Source organism: Candidatus Schekmanbacteria bacterium (assembly GCA_003695725.1).
In the GTDB taxonomy this organism is placed as follows: Bacteria; Schekmanbacteria; GWA2-38-11; order GWA2-38-11; family J061; genus J061.
In genome coordinates this window covers 1-17,909 of record RFHX01000130.1, presented here as the reverse complement: position 1 = coordinate 17,909, position 17,909 = coordinate 1, and the positions used below count along the sequence as shown (strand labels likewise).

The following is a 17,909-nucleotide window of genomic DNA, read 5'->3' as shown; positions in this document are numbered from 1 at the left end:
TATATAAATGTTGGAAAAAATATTTAAAATCTCAGAAAAAGGTTCATCTATAAGAAAGGAATTAACAGCCGGCACTGTAACATTTATGACCCTTTCCTATATAATCTTCGTTCAACCCGCAATATTGAGTAATCCCGATGGTCCGGCAATGGATTTTGGCGCCGTTATGACAGCCACCTGTATAGCAAGCGCCATTGCTACCTTTCTGATGGCATTTATGGCCAATTACCCTATTGCTTTGGCACCTGCAATGGGGCATAATTTTTTCTTCGCTTTTACAGTTTGCGGCGCTGCCTCGATAGGAGGAATGAATTTTCCTTGGCAAGCAGCACTTGGCGCAAATTTCACTGCAGGAGCAATCTTTATTATCATATCTCGCTGGGGAGTAAGAGAAAAGCTTCTCAATGCAATACCTGAATCATTGAAACATTCTATTGCTGTGGGTATAGGACTGCTCATCGCATTTATAGGTTTTCAATGGGGAGGAATTGTGATAGGAAATCCGGGAACTCTTGTTACAATAGGCAATCTCAAAGCATCATATACTCTTCTATCGATTGGAGGAACATTTCTCATTGCAATACTGATGTCATTGAGGATAAGCGGAGCAATCTTTTGGGGGATGCTTGCAACTGCTGTTGCAGGAATTCCTCTTGGTATAGTAAAATATCAGGGAGCAGTAAGTCTTCCTCCATCGATTAGTCCAACATTTCTTAAATTGGATATTCTTTCTGTGTTTGAACAAAAAGGATTTATTACTGTCATTTTAATATTTCTTCTACTTGCAATGTTTGACACGGTCGGCACACTTGTTGGAGTAGCAGACAGAGCAGGACTTTTAAAGGATGGAAAGCTTCCAAATGCAGAAAAAGCATTACTTGCCGATGCAATTGGTACTACAACCGGCACTTTGCTTGGTACATCTACAGTTACTTGCTACATTGAAAGTGCTGCAGGTGTTGCAGAAGGAGGACGTACCGGTCTTTCAAATATTGTAACAGGAATTTTGATGCTTCTTTCTTTATTCTTTTATCCTTTAGTCAAAATGATAGGAGGCGGATATGAAATATCGGAAGGCGTATTTCTCTATCCTGTCCTTGCCCCCTCCCTTATAATCGTAGGTTGTTTGATGTTTCAATCTGTAAGTAAAATCCATTGGGCTGAAATAACAGAAGCAATACCCTCATTTCTCACAATCACAGTAATGCAATATGCATTCAGCATAACAGAAGGAATATCTGCTGGTTTTATTTCATATTGCATCTTAAAAGCAATTTCAGGGAAAGGAAAAGATGTTCACTGGATGATTTATTTCTTTTCAGCACTTTTCCTTGCAAGATATATCTTTATTTGACAGAAAATTAATGTATGATTTCTTCTATTTCCTTGACAATGACAAATACATATCATTTTAATATAATTGACATTCAATATAGCTGAAAAAGTTTACCTTAAAAGGAGGGTTATAAATGGATATTTCCGAACTTCTTCTTTTCGCAAATGAGCAGGGAGCTTCAGATATTCATATAAGCGCAGGTGAAGTACCAATGCTTAGGATACATGGCGACATCGAAAAAATTGAAATGCCTGCTCTTTCAGCTGAAGAAGTTCATGACCTGCTTTATGATATCTTTAATGATAAACAGAGGAAAGAATTTGAAGAAAACCTTGAAATAGATTTCTCAATAACTATGAAAGATATTGCTCGTTTCAGGGTTAATGCTTTTTTCCAAAATAGAGGTCCTGCAGCAGTGTTTAGGACAATTCCCACAAAAATTTTATCATTAGAAGAATTGAAACTCCCCAAAATCCTGGCAGATATATCGAGAAAAGAAAAAGGCCTTGTCCTTGTAACAGGGCCTACAGGCAGCGGTAAATCGACAACACTTGCCGCTATGATAGACCTTATAAATTCAGAGCGCAAAGGTCATATACTTACTATTGAAGATCCGATCGAATTTGTCCACAAAACAAAGAATTGTATCATTAACCAAAGAGAGCTTGGACCACATACACACAGTTTCGCAAATGCACTAAGGTCAGCACTCAGAGAAGACCCTGATATAATTCTCGTTGGTGAAATGAGAGACCTCGAGACTATACAGCTTGCCCTTACTGCGGCAGAAACAGGACATCTTGTTTTTGGGACACTTCATACATCCAGCGCGCCAAAAACAGTAGACAGAATCATCGATGTTTTCCCTGCCGCGCAACAGGGACAGATTAGGGCAATGTTTTCGGAATCTATTCAGGCGGTAATCACACAGCACCTATTCAAAAGAAAAGACGGTCAGGGACGGGTTGCGGCACTTGAAATAATGATAGGTACTCCTGCTATCAGGAATCTAATAAGAGAGGCAAAGATTTCGCAAATACCGTCAATAATACAAACAAGCCAAAAATTTGGAATGCAAACAATGGACCAGGCAATCAAAGAATTGTTAGCCAAGAATTTAGTTTCAAAATCTGAAGTGGAGCAATTTATGACTGCTTCACTTACTTAAAGAATTTTGAAATATAATTTTCTATTTCCATCCATTTAAAAGGAGTAAAAAAAGATGAAAATAAAAGAATTGCTTCAGGAAATGATTAAAAGGGATTCTTCCGATATCTATATAACCGCTGATTTGCCTCCAATGTATAGGACCGAAGGTGTTACTGAACCTTTTGGAGATACAAAACTTACGCCCGAAGACACTTTAGCACTTGCAAATGAGGTTATGAGCGAACAGCAGAGGGCAGAATTTGAAAATACAAGAGAAATGAATCTTGCAATTTATGAACCCGAATTAGGAAGATTCAGAGTCAACATCTTTTATCAGCGTGGAAATGTAGGTATGGTCATAAGACAGATTAAACTGGATATCAAAACTATCGATGACCTGAAACTTCCTCCCATATTGAAGGATATTATTATGTCGAAGCGCGGGCTCGTGCTTGTTGTAGGAGGTACCGGCTCAGGAAAATCAACAAGTCTTGCCGCAATGATTGACTATAGAAACAGCAATGCACCGGGCCATATCATATCAATCGAGGACCCCATCGAATTCGTCCATCAGCATAAAAAGTCAGTTATAACCCAAAGAGAGGTAGGATTTGATACATTATCCTTTTCTCATGCTTTGAAGAACACTTTAAGGCAGGCTCCTGATGTAATTCTTATAGGTGAAATCAGAGATGTTGAAACTATGGAATCAGCCATAGCTTTCGCTGAAACAGGGCATCTTTGTCTCGGAACTCTTCATGCAAACAACGCAAACCAGGCAATTGAGCGTGTAATCAACTTTTTCCCTTCAGAAAGGCACGACCAGATTTATCTTCTCCTTTCTTTAAATTTAAGGGCAATTATTTCCCAGCGCCTTGTTCCAACAGTTGATAATAAGAGAGTCGCCGCGATAGAAATTCTTTTAGATACACCTCGTGTAAAAGACCTTATCTTGAAAAAAGAGATAAGCACATTAAAGGAAGCAATGGCAGCAGGGAGACAAGAAGGGATGCAGACATTTGACCAAAATCTTTACGAATATTACAAAGCCGGAATAATCAGCTATGAAAATGCGATTGCCTATGCTGACAGCGCCAACGACCTGAGATTAAGAATTAAAATGGATTCTGTCGGTGAAGGCGAAGCCGCAGAAGGAGAGGGAAAAGAAAAAGAAAAACCAAAAGAACCTGCCTTTAAAATCAAAAAGGATGACCCATTCTCATAATAATTAATTAAAATAGGAATATATTTTTTGCAGAAAAAAGATTGAATATGGTAAAGAAGATAAATGTTAAAACATCTGCAAAAGTAGAATTTTTGGATATTACAGATTCTGTGAGAAGAGTCGTTGCAGAATCAGATGTTTCAAATGGAATCTGCTGTGTCTATGTACCCCACACAACAGCTGCAGTAACAATTAATGAAAATGCAGACCCTTCCGTCCAAAAAGACATTATAAAGGAAACAAATAAAATAATTCCCTTTTCTGATGGTTATTCACACCTTGAAGGTAATTCCTCAGCACACATAAAGGCATCTCTATTTGGCGCTTCTGAAAACATAATTATTGAAGATGGAGAACTCTTGCTTGGCACATGGCAAGGCATTTATTTCTGTGAATTCGATGGCCCCCGACACAGAAAAGCCTATATCAAAATAATAGCTTCTCCAAAATAGCAGATTCAAAAATACGCTATACTCTACTCTAAAAAATTAGACCATTATGAGAAGACAAAGATAGAAGAATATGTGCCGCTTTATTTAGTCTCATCATTGCCTGTTTTCTTTTTGTATTTAGGAAGAGATTTAAGTTTTGCTTCTATGACACTGCTCAATTTTTCATAAGGCACTGCACCAACTATCTTTGTGTCGCCAATAAAAAAAGTAGGAGTACCTCTAATCCCTAATTTTCTGCCCTGAGCAATGTCAGCCATCACTTTTGCTTCAATTTTTTTGTCCTTTAAATCCTTTTTAAATAGTTCAACATCGAGCCCAATCTTTTCTGCATATTTTATAAGGTCCTTTTCAGATAAGTTTCTTTGATTTTTAAACATCAAATCGTGAAGTTCCCAAAACTTCCCTTGTTTTTGAGCCGCTAATGAAGCTTTAGCGGCGATAAGTGCATTGGGATGAATTCCGGTTAAAGGATACTGCATAAAGACAAGCTTTATTTTATCTTTGTAATTATCCAATATTTTTTTGACTGCAGGCTGAACTTTTGCACAGTAATAACATTGAAAATCTGAATATTCCACAACTACCAACCGATTTCCCTCTCCTTTCGTTGGAATTAAGGAAGTATTTGAATTCTTATCATCAGCCATTATGAATGTTGATGAAAACATCAAAAAGGAAAATGCAATCAATGAAATGATTTTAATAAATCCTTTACTTTTTCCCATAGTCAGCTCCTTTCCTGATTTTTAATTCTAAATATTGAAAAAGCTCATTTTCAAGCTTCCCTTTTGATTCGCATTTTTTTAACAAATTCAAATCTTCTTCCGGATTTCTTATCGCAATAGCTATGCAGGGTCGATAGCTTGCAAAAGTATTAAAGGAAGCAACAACCATCGCTTGAATATAATCACCTCTTTCTTCTGTTTGGACAACCAATTTACCCCTCTTTGTTTCATATGTCCAGTTCATATCCGGTTTTCCACAGTCACAATAATCAGTCGTACCCTCTCTTTCAAATGTCCCATAATAATAAAGAGAGTCTAATTCTGTCCAATCTGTTGTAATTTTGCCGGGTACACCTCTGTCTTCGATGATTTCAAATCCTTTTTTATGCAAAAAATCGACAATGGAATGATGAATCAATTCTCTATCATTGGTATAAAATTTCTTTGTGAAAGGAAACTCGTACTTCTTTGGAGGTTTCCCTATCGATATGCAGGAAAGCAAAAAAAGAAGGAGAAAAGAAATGTATAAAAATATTTTGACAGTTCTAATTTTCACAGTTTTTATTTTACTACCAAAATAATTAGATAAAGTAAAAATCCCAGAATGATAGCAATATTCACGAAGAAACAAGGGAAAAAAAGAGGATTTCCTTCTCCTATTCCAATCAAATAAGGTATTTTCCAAGCTAATAGCACGACAATAGTCGTGGCAATTATCATTATAAAAACAAAAGCACAGAAAAGATAATAAATGAAAGTATATGCTAAAATGATGAATCCAACTGGTATCATCAATATAAACTTAATCCAACTCATTCTATTATCCGTATCATTTATAAAATCGTTTTTACGCCTCGGAGTAAAGATTATTTAAAAAATTTATCATTGTTCGGTTTTTCTTTCCTTTGAAAAGCTCTCGTTAATTCAGCAGATTCCTCTGTCTTCAAATAGTACTGCAAGAGCATATCATGCGCTACTCGAGCCATACCAGCAGCGCCATTATGCCGTGCATAGAAGACCGATTTGACTGCAGCCAGTGCTTGAGGACCCTTATCCATCAATTCTTTGCACCACTCTTCAACCCTCTTATCAAGCTCTTTCAAAGGGACTACTTCATTTACTAGTCCCATCTTCAATGCTTCCTGCGCACTGTATTTTCTATTTAGCATCCACATCTCCTTCGCTTTTCGCCTTCCAATGAGAGCTTCTAAATACCATGTGCCAAACCCTCCATCATAACTTCCCATTGAAGGGCCAACCTGTCTGAAGACTGCATTTTCCGATGCAATCGAAAAATCACAGATTGCTTGAAGGACATTTCCACCTCCAACGGCATAACCATTCACAGCCGCAATGACTGGCTTGGGCAATTTGTCTATAAGCTCGTGAAGGTCAACAATGGGAAGAGTGTTGCCATAGTGAAATTCAGTATTATCTGCTTTTTCACCACCAATACAGAAAAATCTATCCCCTGCACCGCGCAAAACAGCCACCCTGATATTCTTGTCCTTTCTGATATCAGAAAAGGCATCAATCATCTCTTCGACTGTTTTATACCTAAACATATTTGCCTTTTCAGGACGGTTTATAATCACCTTTCCTACACCATTCTTTTTTTCATAAATTATGTCCGAATACTTCATCTTTTATCTCCATAACAATTAAAAATATTCCTTCTATCACCAATACTTATTTAATTTTCAAACTCAAATCATCTACAATCATTTTACATAATTCCCAATCAGCAAGCTGAAAGGAGCGTGTGCTCAAATTAATCAATGATGCCAAAGGAGAAGGTATTATCGAAAATATCTCAAAAGGAGGTGTAGGAAATGTACCTCCTATATTACGCAATTTTCTTTTTGTCTTATAAATTTCCTGACCTTTTTTTGCGTCCACAATATGAATTTCAAGCTCAACTGTAATAAATGAATATAAAACCAAATACAAAGCGTTGTGCTTTATTACTCTACCAAAAAAAAGCAAATCTGCACCAGTAAGATCTCTTATCTTTTTATAACCTGCTCTTTTTATATCTTCAGGAGTAAAAATTCCATTTTCATCGAGAATATCATCGAGTTTTGACAGTTCAATATCAACAAACGGTTCTGTACTTAAAACTCCATAAAATGTCTCGCGGAGCATCCTTCCTGCTTCCGGATAAGATGTATCATTTTCAAAGGGCAATACGGCAACTTTTAAATTTGCTGAAGAAGACCTGTATTTCTCAAGAGGCGAAGTCTCTCTCTCTTTTACTCCTGCACAGGAACATAATAAAACGATAAAGAGAAGAAGAGGTAATAATATATTATCTTTTCTCTTTGTTTGACAAAAAGACTTCATATCTGTAAAAGCACTTTAATATAAGGTAATTAAATTCAAAGAACTCAATATATTGTAATCTTGTAAAAAAAGCAAAAACCATTTTAACAAAGCTTTTTTTCATTTACAAAAGATAGAAAAAAAGAAAAGTTTCAGTAATATAGACGGAGGATTTCTTAGATGTTTGATGAACTGAAAAAAATAGTTGGTGAAGAAAATGCAGCTTTCGATGAAAATGAGCGCAGAAGATATGCAAGCGATATGGCATCAATCCCAAAAATATTCCGTAATCTTTCAACTTCATTGCCTGATGCCGTTGTTAGACCAGATTCAACAGACGAAGTAAGTGCTATTTTGTCCTTTGCAAGAAACCATAAAATTCCTGTAATTCCAAGAGGGACAGCATCTTCTGCCCTTGGAGGCGTCCTTCCAACAAAGGGTGGAATCATCTTGGATATGACGAGAATGAAGAAAATTCTCTCTATCGATGAAGGAAACTGTACTGCAAAAGTAGAAGCAGGTATCGTTTGGGAAAATCTTGATAAAGCTCTTTCAAGATATGGTCTCGCCGTAAAAAGCTACCCTACAAGTGCGCCTTCAAGCACTGTGGCAGGATGGATATCAACAGGAGGATATGGTGTTGGTTCTCTCAAATATGGGCATATATCAGAACAGATCCAGACGTTAACAGTAGTAATGTCTGATGGAGAAATCAAAAATCTAACTTCGGATGATAAAGAACTCTTTTCAGCGTTGATAGGAACAGAAGGACAATTTGCCGTTATAACTGAGATTGTCTTGAAATTGCGGAAAATACCTAAAGACATTGACACTTATCTATTTGAATTCAGCGATGATGATTCTGCATTAAAATTTGTCAAAGATGTCTCTTCATTAAAGGAAAAGCCTTTCTTTGTAAAATATGAAAACAGCAAAGCCATAAACGCCGCCCGAGATGAAAATGCAGAAAAAATGGGTCCTTCTGTAATTGTCCGTTTGGAAGATGAAGATATTGAAAAACTTTCTTCATCTATAAAAGAATCTGCACAGAAATATAATGCAAAGGAAAAAGAAAAAAGAGAGGCTCTTCATCATTGGGATGAGAGATTCTATCCAATGAGGGCAAAAAAGAAAGGTCCTTCAATGCTTGCTGCTGAATTTTTGATACCCCTTTCTACCCTTTCAGAAACATTGAATGAGATTGGAAAATTTTTTGCTTCCAAGAAAATAGATGCTCTAATGGAAGTTCATCTGATATCATCGAATACTGCTCTTGTAATGGCAACATATCTCACAGATGAAAGAAAAAAAGATGAATATCTCTCCCACCTCTTTCTCATCGATTCAGTTATGAAAATCGCCTTCAAAAAAGGTGGAAAACCCTACGGCACTGGAATTTGGAATGCTGTATATCTGAATAAAAGATACAGCAATGATGAAATAAACAAACTAAAAAATCTTAAAAAAGAAGTTGATAGCGAGGAAATTTTGAATCCCGGTAAATTTTTTGAATTTAGAACAAGATTTGGACCTGTGCTTCCCTTGTTTCACTCAATTGGAATGGCAGGAGGAGGAAAGCTCGCATCCCTTGGATTGAAGCTTTTTGGTTCAAAACTTGAAGGGACTCCAGAGGGTGAAGCAGATGAAGGAATCAAGAGAATTGAAAAGGAATTCGACGAACTTTGGACCTGCGCAAAATGCGGATTCTGCGTAATGGTCTGTCCAACTTATGAAGAAATTGGATGGGAAGGCCTTACTGCAAGAGGGAAAATCAATGCACTGAAGGAGGCTTTGACTGGAGAATATACTGATATACCAGAAGAGCTTGTCTTAAGAGCTTACCAATGCACAACTTGTGGCGCATGCAGAGAAGTGTGCCAAACTGATATAGAAACAATCGAAATTTGGGAAATGATGAGGCGGGCATTTGTTGAAAAGAATAAGGGACCTCTTCCCGAGCACGAAAATCTTTTAAAAAGCATAAAAAATTATGACAATCCTTTACAGCAGCCGCGGTCAGGACGAGACAGATGGGCGAGAATGGCTCTAAAAGAAAAAAGAATAAAAGATAAGATTCAGGATATCGTAAAAAGTAAATCAAAAGTTCTCTATCATGTGGGATGTATCGGGTCCTTTGACGCAAATGTAAAGGAAGTAGCATACAATACATCATTTATACTTCAATCTGCAGGTGTAGATTTTGGAATTCTCGGCAAAAAAGAGCTTTGTTGTGCAAGTACACTGAAAAGAGTAGGAGATAGCGAATTTGAAAAAGTTGCTTCAAAAACACTTGAACTATACAACAGCATAGGAGTTGAAACTGTCGTTACCTCCTGTTCAGGATGCTACAAAACATTTAAAGATGATTATCCTCTTTTAGGAGAAGTCAAATTTAAACCTGTTCATATAGTTGAATTTTTGGAAAAGCTAATCAATGAAGGAAAACTTGAATTTAAAAAAGAGCTCGATATGACTATTACATACCACGACCCCTGCCATCTTGGAAGACATAGAAAGATATTTGAGCCGCCGCGCCGTGTATTGAATGCTATCCCCGGTGTAAAACTCGTGGAAATGGAAAGAAACAGGGAAAACTCGCGTTGTTGCGGTGCAGGAGGAGGTTTTAGAATAGCTTTTCCTGATGTGCAGGCGCGAATAGCAGTCAAAAGAGTCAAGGATGCAGAAGAAACAGGCGCCGACTATATTGTTTCTGGCTGTCCATTCTGTTATGCAGGAATTCAAACTGCTATAAGCTCTACAGGTTCAAAATTAAAGATGATGGACCTTACAGAAATTGTCGCGATGGCTCTTAAGGAAGAGGAATAACTCAACCTCACACAAAGAACCGACTAAATATTTTTTATTATTTCCAATCCCTCAAAAAACTAAAAAAGCCTTCCAAAAAATGGAAGGCTGAAAATAACATTCTCTTTCAAACAAAAGGTAATAAACAAAGGTTAATTCAATTATCTATAAAGATATACTCTTTATCTCATCAGCACTTTTTTCTATTCCTACCCCAAGATTTAGAAGTTCTGCAATTTTTTCAGCTGTAATTTCAGGGGATGCCAACATTAGCACAGGACAAATTCCCAGCGTGTATGCAATTGAGTTGGCTTCATCGACATTAGCATCTGCATTCCCTTCAAATAAACCTTTGAGAGGGGACCAAGCACTATAAGGAGATGATTTGCTTTCTCCCCATGCATCTTCAAATGGATTTCCAACCTCTACACTTGATTCGGAAAGAGCTGTTATTGTGTCTTTTACTTCATCAAATGTAGATCCTTTTCCTTCAATTGCTTTTGCTGTTTGAACCGGTTCGATTCCGAGACGCGAAGCATATTCAAGGACCTTTCCTGCCTCAGTAGAGCTAAAGCCAGCTTTCTGTAGCTTTATCAAAGATGCAGTATCTGTAATCAGAAATCCCGGTTCATCAACGCCATTCTGCGATAGTTCACTCGGAGCTTCATTGTATTTTACAAAAGTATTGCAATTCATTGGGCATCCAAAACAACCAACAAGACGATGTACTGACGGAGACAGCCAAGAGGGTATCTCTGAAGCGCCAAGAGATTCCGCAATCGATGCAATTCCTTTCTTGCCGCTAATATTGCCATCAATAATACTTCTTTTGAGCTCTGCACATCCATCGACAAATTCATCTGGTGACTCTATTTCAACCAAGCCCAATCCTCTAAAAGCGACAGCTTTTAAATTCTTTTCGGCAAATGCAGCAGCAATATTTGCTTTGTCAGGCGTTCCCCAATAGTTGTAGCAAAGCTGAGCCGCTTTCGAACCATTTTCTCCGGCAATTCCAATCGATAAAACCTGCACAAGAGGATCTCCCATATCACTTCTCAATTTATCTGTCACTTCCCATGGCGATTTGCCCCATAACTCTGCGGCATTATGTAAATCGCCAATCTCGTCATGAAGCCATAGGTAAGCCGGTTCCTCGGATTTTCCCTTTATCACTGCAAAGTCAAAGCCCGTCAACTTAAACTCCATACCTGAATTAAGTATTATTGGAGTATGAACGATTTCTCCATTAATCGGGCTTTTAGCCGTCACAATAATGACTGCGCCCCCGGGGAAAAGAGTCCCTGAAAATGGCCCGCAACCTATTACAATTGGATTTTCGTTTTCATATTGGCGATAGAGTGCAAGATTAGCTTTGGCACCACCTATATTTTCCTGTAAAAACTCATCTCCACAACCTTTTTCGTCTACTTCACCCTGACTTAAGTCAACAAGTAGTATTCTATCTGAAAAAAGACCCGGCATTTCATACCTCCATTTTCTTTATATTTTTATTCCTTTGAAATTGCTCCTGTAGGACAAAATCTGACACAGTTATATTCATCCGCATCTCCACACAAATCACAGGTAGGCCTTATTAAAATTGGTTTTGCTGATGCGCTGTCGCTTCCGCCTGAATCGCTGCCCGGTTTTTTACATTCTACCCCTTCGGGCCTTCCAACAAGGATATCATCACTTCGTTTAACCATAATTCCGAAATAGTTCTTTTTTTCTTCCGCTCTATAAATCATTATGCTCGATGAAAGAGTTGTCATAGCTTCATCATGATAGTAACCACATGCCATTTCACAAGATAAACAGCCAATACACTTTAAAGGTTCAATTTTTATTCCCATCAGTCCCAATCTCCTTATTTATTTGAAAAGTTTTTTTTGTTCTTATATTAAATGGACAATGTAATAGTCAATAGTTTATTGAACAGTTTCACTCTATGTCCGAATATTGAACCAATTTATCTTCTAAAGAATACAGTCCTCGCTTATCTTGGTTATGGAACCCAGTATTCAGCATATTGAGATGTTTTTTGTAATGCCATCATCTGACATTGATTATTCATCTCACCACTATGGATAGAATCAAAAAAATGGCGCTTCGTGATTTCTATAAGAGGTTGGACTCATAAACAATGGGGAAAAATCTATTTCTCTTGGATAATCTCAACAATTCTCTTGGCAAAGGCTTTGGAATATACTGGGGTAATATGGCCGCTATAATTCAATGAATAGCTTTCAGAATTTTCAGCAACTGCATTTCCTGAAGGAATTATCATATTATCGAGCTTTGACCAAAAACATATAATCTTCAAATCAGGCATTTCTTTGCGCAACGAATCCAACTCTTTAAGAAAACCGCTTTCAGGAACCATTTCCCTTCCGCATTTTCCCAGTGCGATTTTTGCAAAAAGCGTACCCTTGTGGGGAGTACCTATTGTTATTACTTTTTTTATATCCAAATCTTTTCTGCTCAAAGCATAATAAAGTGCAACTAAGCCTCCCATACTATGTCCAATAAGGATAAAGCTGTTATATCCTTCTTTTTTCAATTTTTTGATTTTTTCGGATAATTTTTGTGAAAAATCTATGATTGAAGAAAAAGGCGGAGACAGATTCAAATCATACACATCCTTAATTCCATATTTTCTCAATAAAAATTTCAATGGCAGAAGCATACCTCTATTATGCAGATAGCCATGTATCAATAGAACAGCGCTTCTTTGTGAAGGATAAGCAACATCCTTTTTTGCTTTTATCCTAAAAATTCCTGCAGGAATCAAAATTATTGCAATTAAAATTGAAAGGTATTCCGCAATGATAGTGGCTATGATTTTGAAGATAAAAACTGTAATATCATCATTCTTCTCTTTCCATATGCTATTACCTTTATGATAGTTTACAGCTTGGGCAACGAGAAAGGTAAAAAGAGACCATAAAAACATAACCGCCAATATGAGGAAAAAATACTTCAATTTAAAAAAGATAAACCATTCTATAAATTGCTTTGAAAAATAGGCTATTTTCAAGAAAGATTATCTACTACTTTCTTCTTAATTTGAACTTTTCTTTGAGATCGTCAAGCACGGAATAAACAGAAGGTACTACAACAAGGGTAAGAAACATCGATGTCAATAAGCCGCCAATGATAGAAATCGCCATTGGAGAACGAAACTCAGACCCCGGCTCATTGCTTACTGCAACTGGAAGCATTCCAAATATCATTGCAAGAGTCGTCATTAGGATTGGTCTAAGTCTTGTAGGTCCTGCTTGAAGGATAGCTTCTCTTCTCGGCAGCCCCCTTTCTCTTAAAACATTGGTATAATCAACTAAAAGAATTGCATTTTTTGTAACGAGTCCCATCAGCATTATAAAGGCAAACATCGTAGAAATGCTGAAACTAAGCCCGAAAACAAATAGAATCAAGACAGCGCCTATTATAGCCAGAGGTAAAGAAAGCATAATTGTAAAGGGATGGATGAAAGAATTAAACTGTGAAGCAAGTACCATATAAATGAATACGACAGCAAGCAAAAGAGAGCTTGTCAAAGTGGAAAATGCTTCCTCCATTCGTTCTGCCTGCCCTGTAAATCCGACTTTATAACCTTCAGGGATTTCAACATCTTTTATTCTTTTCCTTACATTGCTGATTACATCGCCAAGTGAAGCATTCATATAATTGGATTCAATCAATACTTCTCTCTGCCTATTCTCCCTTCTAATTTCACTTGGTCCCTCTTTAAAATTTAGCTCTGCAATTTCTTTTAGGAAAATATTTCTGCCTTCCTTATCTTGTAAAAAAGAAATTGTTCCAATATCCTCCAAGCTGTCACGGTCTGCTTTTGCCAATCTAACCCGAATATCATATTCATTGTCTCCGTCTCTGAATTTTGAAGGAACTTCACCTTCTATTAAACTTCGCAAACTCGATGCAATAGAGATATTATTCAAACCGATATCTCCGGCAATATTTCTATCAACAACAACTTCAAGTTCAGGACGCCCCTTTTGAATTGTTGATGATACATCAACAGTGCCCGGAGTTGCTTTGACGATTGGAAGGATTTTATTCGTTATTTTAGCCAATGTGGGCATATCATCGCCGCGCACATATAGAGTTATTGGCGCCTCCTGTCTTCCACCCATATTGAATGTCTCAACAGTAATCTTTTCTGCAGGTATATCCTTCAGTGCTTGTCGAATCTGTGATTTCAACTCCTCAAGATTTGCACCTGTTATTCGATGGTTTTTATCAGTGCAGTAGACATCCAAATGGGCATTTGTTACATCACCAAGCTGACCTATTGCAGTAAAGATTGTTTTTACTTCTGGATTTTTTCTAATCATTTTTTCTGCTTTTCTCGCCGCCATATCTGTCATCTTAAGAGATGTCCCTGCAGGCATCTTTATTGTAACACTGATTTCTCCTCTGTCCTGGTCTTCAAAGAAAGTAACTCCTACTAATGGAAGCATAAATAGCGACAGGACAAAAATTGCAATAGCGCCAAGAATAACAGTTTTATTGTTATTTGTCGTCCAACTCAAGATATCCCTATATTGGGAATCTACACGGCTGTATGCCTTTTCCAATGTTTCAGACAGTTTGCTGAAAAAGGTCCTCTTCTTCTTTTCCCCCTTCACTACCGGCTTCATAAAATAAGCAGAAAGCATAGGGTCAAGGGTAAAGGAAACGAAAAGTGATACGAGAACAGCAAATGCCGCAGTTAGTCCAAAGGATTTAAACCATCTTCCTATCATACCTGACATAAATGCAATAGGTATGAAGACTGCAACAATGCTAAAGGTAGTTGCCATAACGGCAAGACCTATTTCCGATGTCCCAAAGGATGCAGCTTCCTTTGGCGCCATCCCTTCTTCCATATGCCTGAATATGTTTTCCCTTACTACTATAGCATCATCTATGACAACACCAACTACAAGATTCAACGCCATCAAAGTCATAACATTGATAGTAAAACCCATTAGATACATAAAAAAGAATGTAGATATCAGAGAAGTTGGCAATGAAAGTGCACATATAAGTGTGCTTCTCCAATCACGCATAAAGATAAAAACGACAAGCACCGCCATTATTACGCCTTCGATGATAGCATTTCTCACGCCGCGCACATCTTCTCTAACCATTATCGAATCATCACGAATAATAAAGATACTGAAATCGCTCGGCAAAAGTCTTCTTAACTCATCAATTTTGTCATAAAGGTCATTACAGAGAGCAACTGTATTTGTACCGCTCTGTTTTTTGATACCCATTGAAACAGCATCAACATCGTTGATTCTGGATAGACTCCTCAAGTCCTTAAATCCGTCTTCAATATCTGCTATATCTCTCAAATAAATAGGCACTCCATTTTTCAATGAAACCACTACATTTCCAATTTCATCAACACTTGAAAATTCTCCTCTTGTGCGCACAACGATTTCTCTTGTATCCTTTTCCACTCTTCCCGCAGGAAGGTTGATATTTTCTCTTTTCAAAATATTCATTACTTGAAACGGAGTAATTCCATAAGCATTGAGCATATCTTTTTTCAGATAAACTTGTATTTCTCTCTCCAACCCTCCTATAATGTCAACGGAAGCAACATTCTCAACCTGCTCCAATGCAGGCTTGATTTCATTTTCAGCTATATCTCTAATCTCTGCAGGATCACGGGGTGCTGAAACTCCAACCCACATTATAGGCCTTTGGGCGGGGTCCATTCTTTGAATTACTGGTTCTTTTACATCTTCCGGCAATTCACTTTTCTTTTGAAAGACCTTTTCTCTAACCTCAATTGCCGCTATCTTGATTGGCATATCAAAATCAAATTCAAGAATAATCCGTGATAATCCTTCTGTTGTTATTGAATTGATCTTTTTTATCCCATTGACTGAGCTTACAGCTTCTTCGAGAGGTTTAGTAACTGTGCTTTCCACCTCTGCAGGACTTGCGCCCGGATAGGCAGTGGTAACAGTAATATAAGGAGGATTGACTTCAGGAGTTTGCTGGACACCTATATATGAAATCGATGCAATGCCCAACACCATAAGGGAGGCAATCATCATTACTGCAAAAACAGGCCTATTAATGGATATTTCAGAAATTAACACTACAAAACAACCTTTCTTACCTTAATGCCATCGTAAAGGCGAGTCCTGTTCGATACAATAACCTCTTCATCCTTATTGAGACCTGCTATAACCTGAATATAGTCACCACTTATAATGCCTGTTTTCAATTTCCTCAATTTTGCTTTGCCTTCATTGAAAACGAACACATAATTGTCAGAAGCCTTCCTGAAAACAGCTCTTCTTGGAATCAAAAGGGCATTTTTGACTGTTTCCGTATAAATTCTAACTTCAACGAATAGTCCTGATTTAAGCTCCATATCGCTGTTATCGATTTGCACTATTGCAACTGCCGATCTTGTATTCTGGTCCAAAGAAGGAGAAACCCTCGTAACTTTCCCAACAAATACTTTATCACCCATAGCAGGAACAATTATTTCCCCTTTTTGTCCAAGCTTTACATAGGAAGCAAATTTTGCAGGAACTTTAACCAAGACTTTTATTTTTTCCAGATTTTCAACTGTAAAAAGCGGTTTTGATCCCCCTCCAGAAGAATAAACCATAGTACCAATATCAACATTTTGCCTCGTAACAATACCATTGATAGGAGACCTTATCCAGCAATCTGCAAGTTCCTTTTTTGCTATTTCGAGTTTTGCCCGCTTCTCGTCATTTGCCTGAGCTTGCGCCAATTTTAACGAAGACATGGCGCTCAAATATTGTTCTTTTTCTTTTCGATATTCTTCATTGGATATCATTCCATTCTTATACAGTGCCTCAGCGCTTTCATATTCTGCTTTTTCTCTTTCAAGTGTACTTTTAGCTTTTTCAAGATTTGCAAGAGCTACTTTGAGTGCGGCTTCAGCCTCTCTTACCTTCAATTCAGCATTTTTATGTTCAATAACAGCCAACACATCCCCCTTCTTTACCTTATCGCCAATGCCAACCTTAATATCTTCTATTCGTCCTGTAACTTTTGAAACAATTTCCACTCCCACATTTGGATATGTATCTCCCGTCATTGAAATAATGTTATCAATGTCATCTATGCTTACAGGACTTGTCATAACAGGTATCCCTTCATCTTCTAAAGACTTTTTGTCTCCTGAGCCATTGCTGACTGCAATAAAAATTCGATATCCGAGAAACAGGAAAACAACTGCTGAAAGCGCAATTAGTATCTTTTTTCTTTTTGGAGTCATAATTGCTTATCTCTTTATATTATTCTTGTTATTGTGATTTAACTTCGATTTTACTGTTTCACTAATCCTTTCAAAAAGCTCAATAAGAGATATTTGGTCATCTTCTGTCAAAAGGCTGAGAAAATTTTCAATCCTTTCTCTGCGTATTCTCCAAAGTTTGGAAACAGTAGCCATACCTTTCTTTGTCAATCTCACTTTAACAAGCCGCCTATCTTTTTCATCTCTAAAGCGCTCGACAAAACCGTCTCTAACGAGTCTGTCCGTAATTCCCGTTAAAGTGCTCATATGAAGTCCCATCCAGTCCTTTAAATCAGACATTGTGCAGTTTGGATTTCTTCTAAGAAAGAGCATTGCCATAAATTGGGCTTCTGTTACATTGCTATCGGAAAAGCGGTACTTTGTTTTTTGGCGCGAAACATTATAAAATTCCCAAAAGGCTCGTTCAAATCTCTCTGCTTTTACTGAAATATTGTTATTTTTCATTTTTCTCTGTCTAACCAAATCTAAAAACCTCTACTAACTTATTTCGTAATACAGATATTATATATTAGAAATATTTTGTCAAACAAAATATTTTCATTATTAAATAATCACAAATCGTTAAAAGCCATCC

At 37.3% G+C, this 17,909-nt stretch carries 15 protein-coding genes; 5 read left to right on the top strand and 10 right to left on the bottom strand.

Features of this window, described 5'->3' with window-relative positions; translation table 11 throughout:
• The first annotated feature begins 7 nt into the window (after positions 1-7).
• The 4 genes from D6734_05340 to D6734_05325 all read left to right on the top strand — a co-directional run bounded on the left by D6734_05340 (position 8) and on the right by D6734_05325 (position 4,162).
• Positions 8-1,354: an NCS2 family permease gene (locus tag D6734_05340; protein RMF95589.1), complete on the top strand. Its 1,347-nt coding sequence runs from the start codon at positions 8-10 to the stop codon at positions 1,352-1,354.
• A gap of 115 nt (positions 1,355-1,469) precedes the next feature.
• A complete protein-coding gene (locus D6734_05335; GenBank protein ID RMF95588.1) occupies positions 1,470-2,504 on the top strand; it encodes a type IV pilus twitching motility protein PilT in 1,035 nt (344 codons plus the stop codon).
• A gap of 54 nt (positions 2,505-2,558) precedes the next feature.
• Positions 2,559-3,710 (top strand): PilT/PilU family type 4a pilus ATPase, encoded by a 1,152-nt coding sequence (locus D6734_05330; protein ID RMF95587.1) that lies wholly within the window; start codon positions 2,559-2,561, stop codon positions 3,708-3,710.
• Positions 3,711-3,757: 47 nt separating this feature from the next.
• Positions 3,758-4,162, top strand: coding sequence for a YjbQ family protein (locus D6734_05325; GenBank protein RMF95586.1), 405 nt, complete (start codon positions 3,758-3,760; stop codon positions 4,160-4,162).
• Between the two features lie 80 nt (positions 4,163-4,242).
• Here D6734_05325 and D6734_05320 read toward each other — a convergent pair whose 3' ends face one another.
• The 4 genes from D6734_05320 to D6734_05305 form a co-directional block, all read right to left on the bottom strand.
• Positions 4,243-4,887, bottom strand: coding sequence for a hypothetical protein (locus D6734_05320; protein ID RMF95585.1), 645 nt, complete (start codon positions 4,885-4,887; stop codon positions 4,243-4,245).
• A complete protein-coding gene (locus tag D6734_05315) occupies positions 4,874-5,518 on the bottom strand; it encodes a hypothetical protein (protein RMF95584.1) in 645 nt (214 codons plus the stop codon). The genes D6734_05320 and D6734_05315 overlap by 14 nt, the downstream gene beginning before the upstream one ends.
• Positions 5,519-5,753: 235 nt before the next feature.
• A complete protein-coding gene (locus D6734_05310; GenBank protein RMF95583.1) occupies positions 5,754-6,530 on the bottom strand; it encodes a crotonase in 777 nt (258 codons plus the stop codon).
• 46 nt (positions 6,531-6,576) lie between these two features.
• Positions 6,577-7,230 (bottom strand): hypothetical protein, encoded by a 654-nt coding sequence (locus tag D6734_05305; protein RMF95582.1) that lies wholly within the window; start codon positions 7,228-7,230, stop codon positions 6,577-6,579.
• A gap of 159 nt (positions 7,231-7,389) precedes the next feature.
• Between D6734_05305 and D6734_05300 the strand changes: the two genes are divergently transcribed.
• On the top strand, positions 7,390-10,035 hold the full coding sequence (locus tag D6734_05300) for an FAD-binding oxidoreductase (GenBank protein ID RMF95581.1): 2,646 nt from the start codon (positions 7,390-7,392) through the stop codon (positions 10,033-10,035).
• Positions 10,036-10,179: 144 nt separating this feature from the next.
• On the opposite strand, the gene D6734_05295 is transcribed toward D6734_05300, so the two are convergent.
• From D6734_05295 to D6734_05270, 6 genes are all read right to left on the bottom strand, one after another.
• Positions 10,180-11,496, bottom strand: coding sequence for a hypothetical protein (locus tag D6734_05295; GenBank protein RMF95580.1), 1,317 nt, complete (start codon positions 11,494-11,496; stop codon positions 10,180-10,182).
• A 26-nt stretch (positions 11,497-11,522) separates the two neighbouring features.
• Entirely contained in the window at positions 11,523-11,867 is a 345-nt protein-coding gene (locus D6734_05290; protein RMF95579.1) for a hypothetical protein, read from the bottom strand.
• Positions 11,868-12,169: 302 nt separating this feature from the next.
• A complete protein-coding gene (locus D6734_05285) occupies positions 12,170-13,051 on the bottom strand; it encodes an alpha/beta hydrolase (protein RMF95578.1) in 882 nt (293 codons plus the stop codon).
• Between the two features lie 13 nt (positions 13,052-13,064).
• The gene (locus tag D6734_05280) at positions 13,065-16,136 is read right to left on the bottom strand and encodes an efflux RND transporter permease subunit (protein ID RMF95577.1); all 3,072 of its coding nucleotides are present in this window, start codon (positions 16,134-16,136) and stop codon (positions 13,065-13,067) included.
• Positions 16,136-17,296, bottom strand: a complete 1,161-nt coding sequence (locus tag D6734_05275; GenBank protein ID RMF95576.1) for an efflux RND transporter periplasmic adaptor subunit — start codon at positions 17,294-17,296, stop codon at positions 16,136-16,138. Before D6734_05275 ends, D6734_05280 begins: the two co-directional genes overlap by 1 nt.
• 6 nt (positions 17,297-17,302) lie before the next feature.
• Positions 17,303-17,779, bottom strand: a complete 477-nt coding sequence (locus D6734_05270) for a MarR family transcriptional regulator (GenBank protein ID RMF95575.1) — start codon at positions 17,777-17,779, stop codon at positions 17,303-17,305.
• Positions 17,780-17,909: the final 130 nt, after the last annotated feature.

Excerpts from the sequence above, each read along its gene's own strand:
- D6734_05340 (RMF95589.1), top strand. The coding sequence starts at position 8 with ATGTTGGAAAAAATATTTAAAATCTCAGAAAAAGGTTCATCTATAAGA.
- D6734_05335 (RMF95588.1), top strand. The coding sequence starts at position 1,470 with ATGGATATTTCCGAACTTCTTCTTTTCGCAAATGAGCAGGGAGCTTCA.
- D6734_05330 (RMF95587.1), top strand. The coding sequence starts at position 2,559 with ATGAAAATAAAAGAATTGCTTCAGGAAATGATTAAAAGGGATTCTTCC.
- D6734_05325 (RMF95586.1), top strand. The coding sequence starts at position 3,758 with ATGGTAAAGAAGATAAATGTTAAAACATCTGCAAAAGTAGAATTTTTG.
- D6734_05320 (RMF95585.1), bottom strand. The coding sequence starts at position 4,887 with ATGGGAAAAAGTAAAGGATTTATTAAAATCATTTCATTGATTGCATTT.
- D6734_05310 (RMF95583.1), bottom strand. The coding sequence starts at position 6,530 with ATGAAGTATTCGGACATAATTTATGAAAAAAAGAATGGTGTAGGAAAG.
- D6734_05305 (RMF95582.1), bottom strand. The coding sequence starts at position 7,230 with ATGAAGTCTTTTTGTCAAACAAAGAGAAAAGATAATATATTATTACCT.
- D6734_05300 (RMF95581.1), top strand. The coding sequence starts at position 7,390 with ATGTTTGATGAACTGAAAAAAATAGTTGGTGAAGAAAATGCAGCTTTC.
- D6734_05295 (RMF95580.1), bottom strand. The coding sequence starts at position 11,496 with ATGCCGGGTCTTTTTTCAGATAGAATACTACTTGTTGACTTAAGTCAG.
- D6734_05290 (RMF95579.1), bottom strand. The coding sequence starts at position 11,867 with ATGGGAATAAAAATTGAACCTTTAAAGTGTATTGGCTGTTTATCTTGT.
- D6734_05275 (RMF95576.1), bottom strand. The coding sequence starts at position 17,296 with ATGACTCCAAAAAGAAAAAAGATACTAATTGCGCTTTCAGCAGTTGTT.
- D6734_05270 (RMF95575.1), bottom strand. The coding sequence starts at position 17,779 with ATGAAAAATAACAATATTTCAGTAAAAGCAGAGAGATTTGAACGAGCC.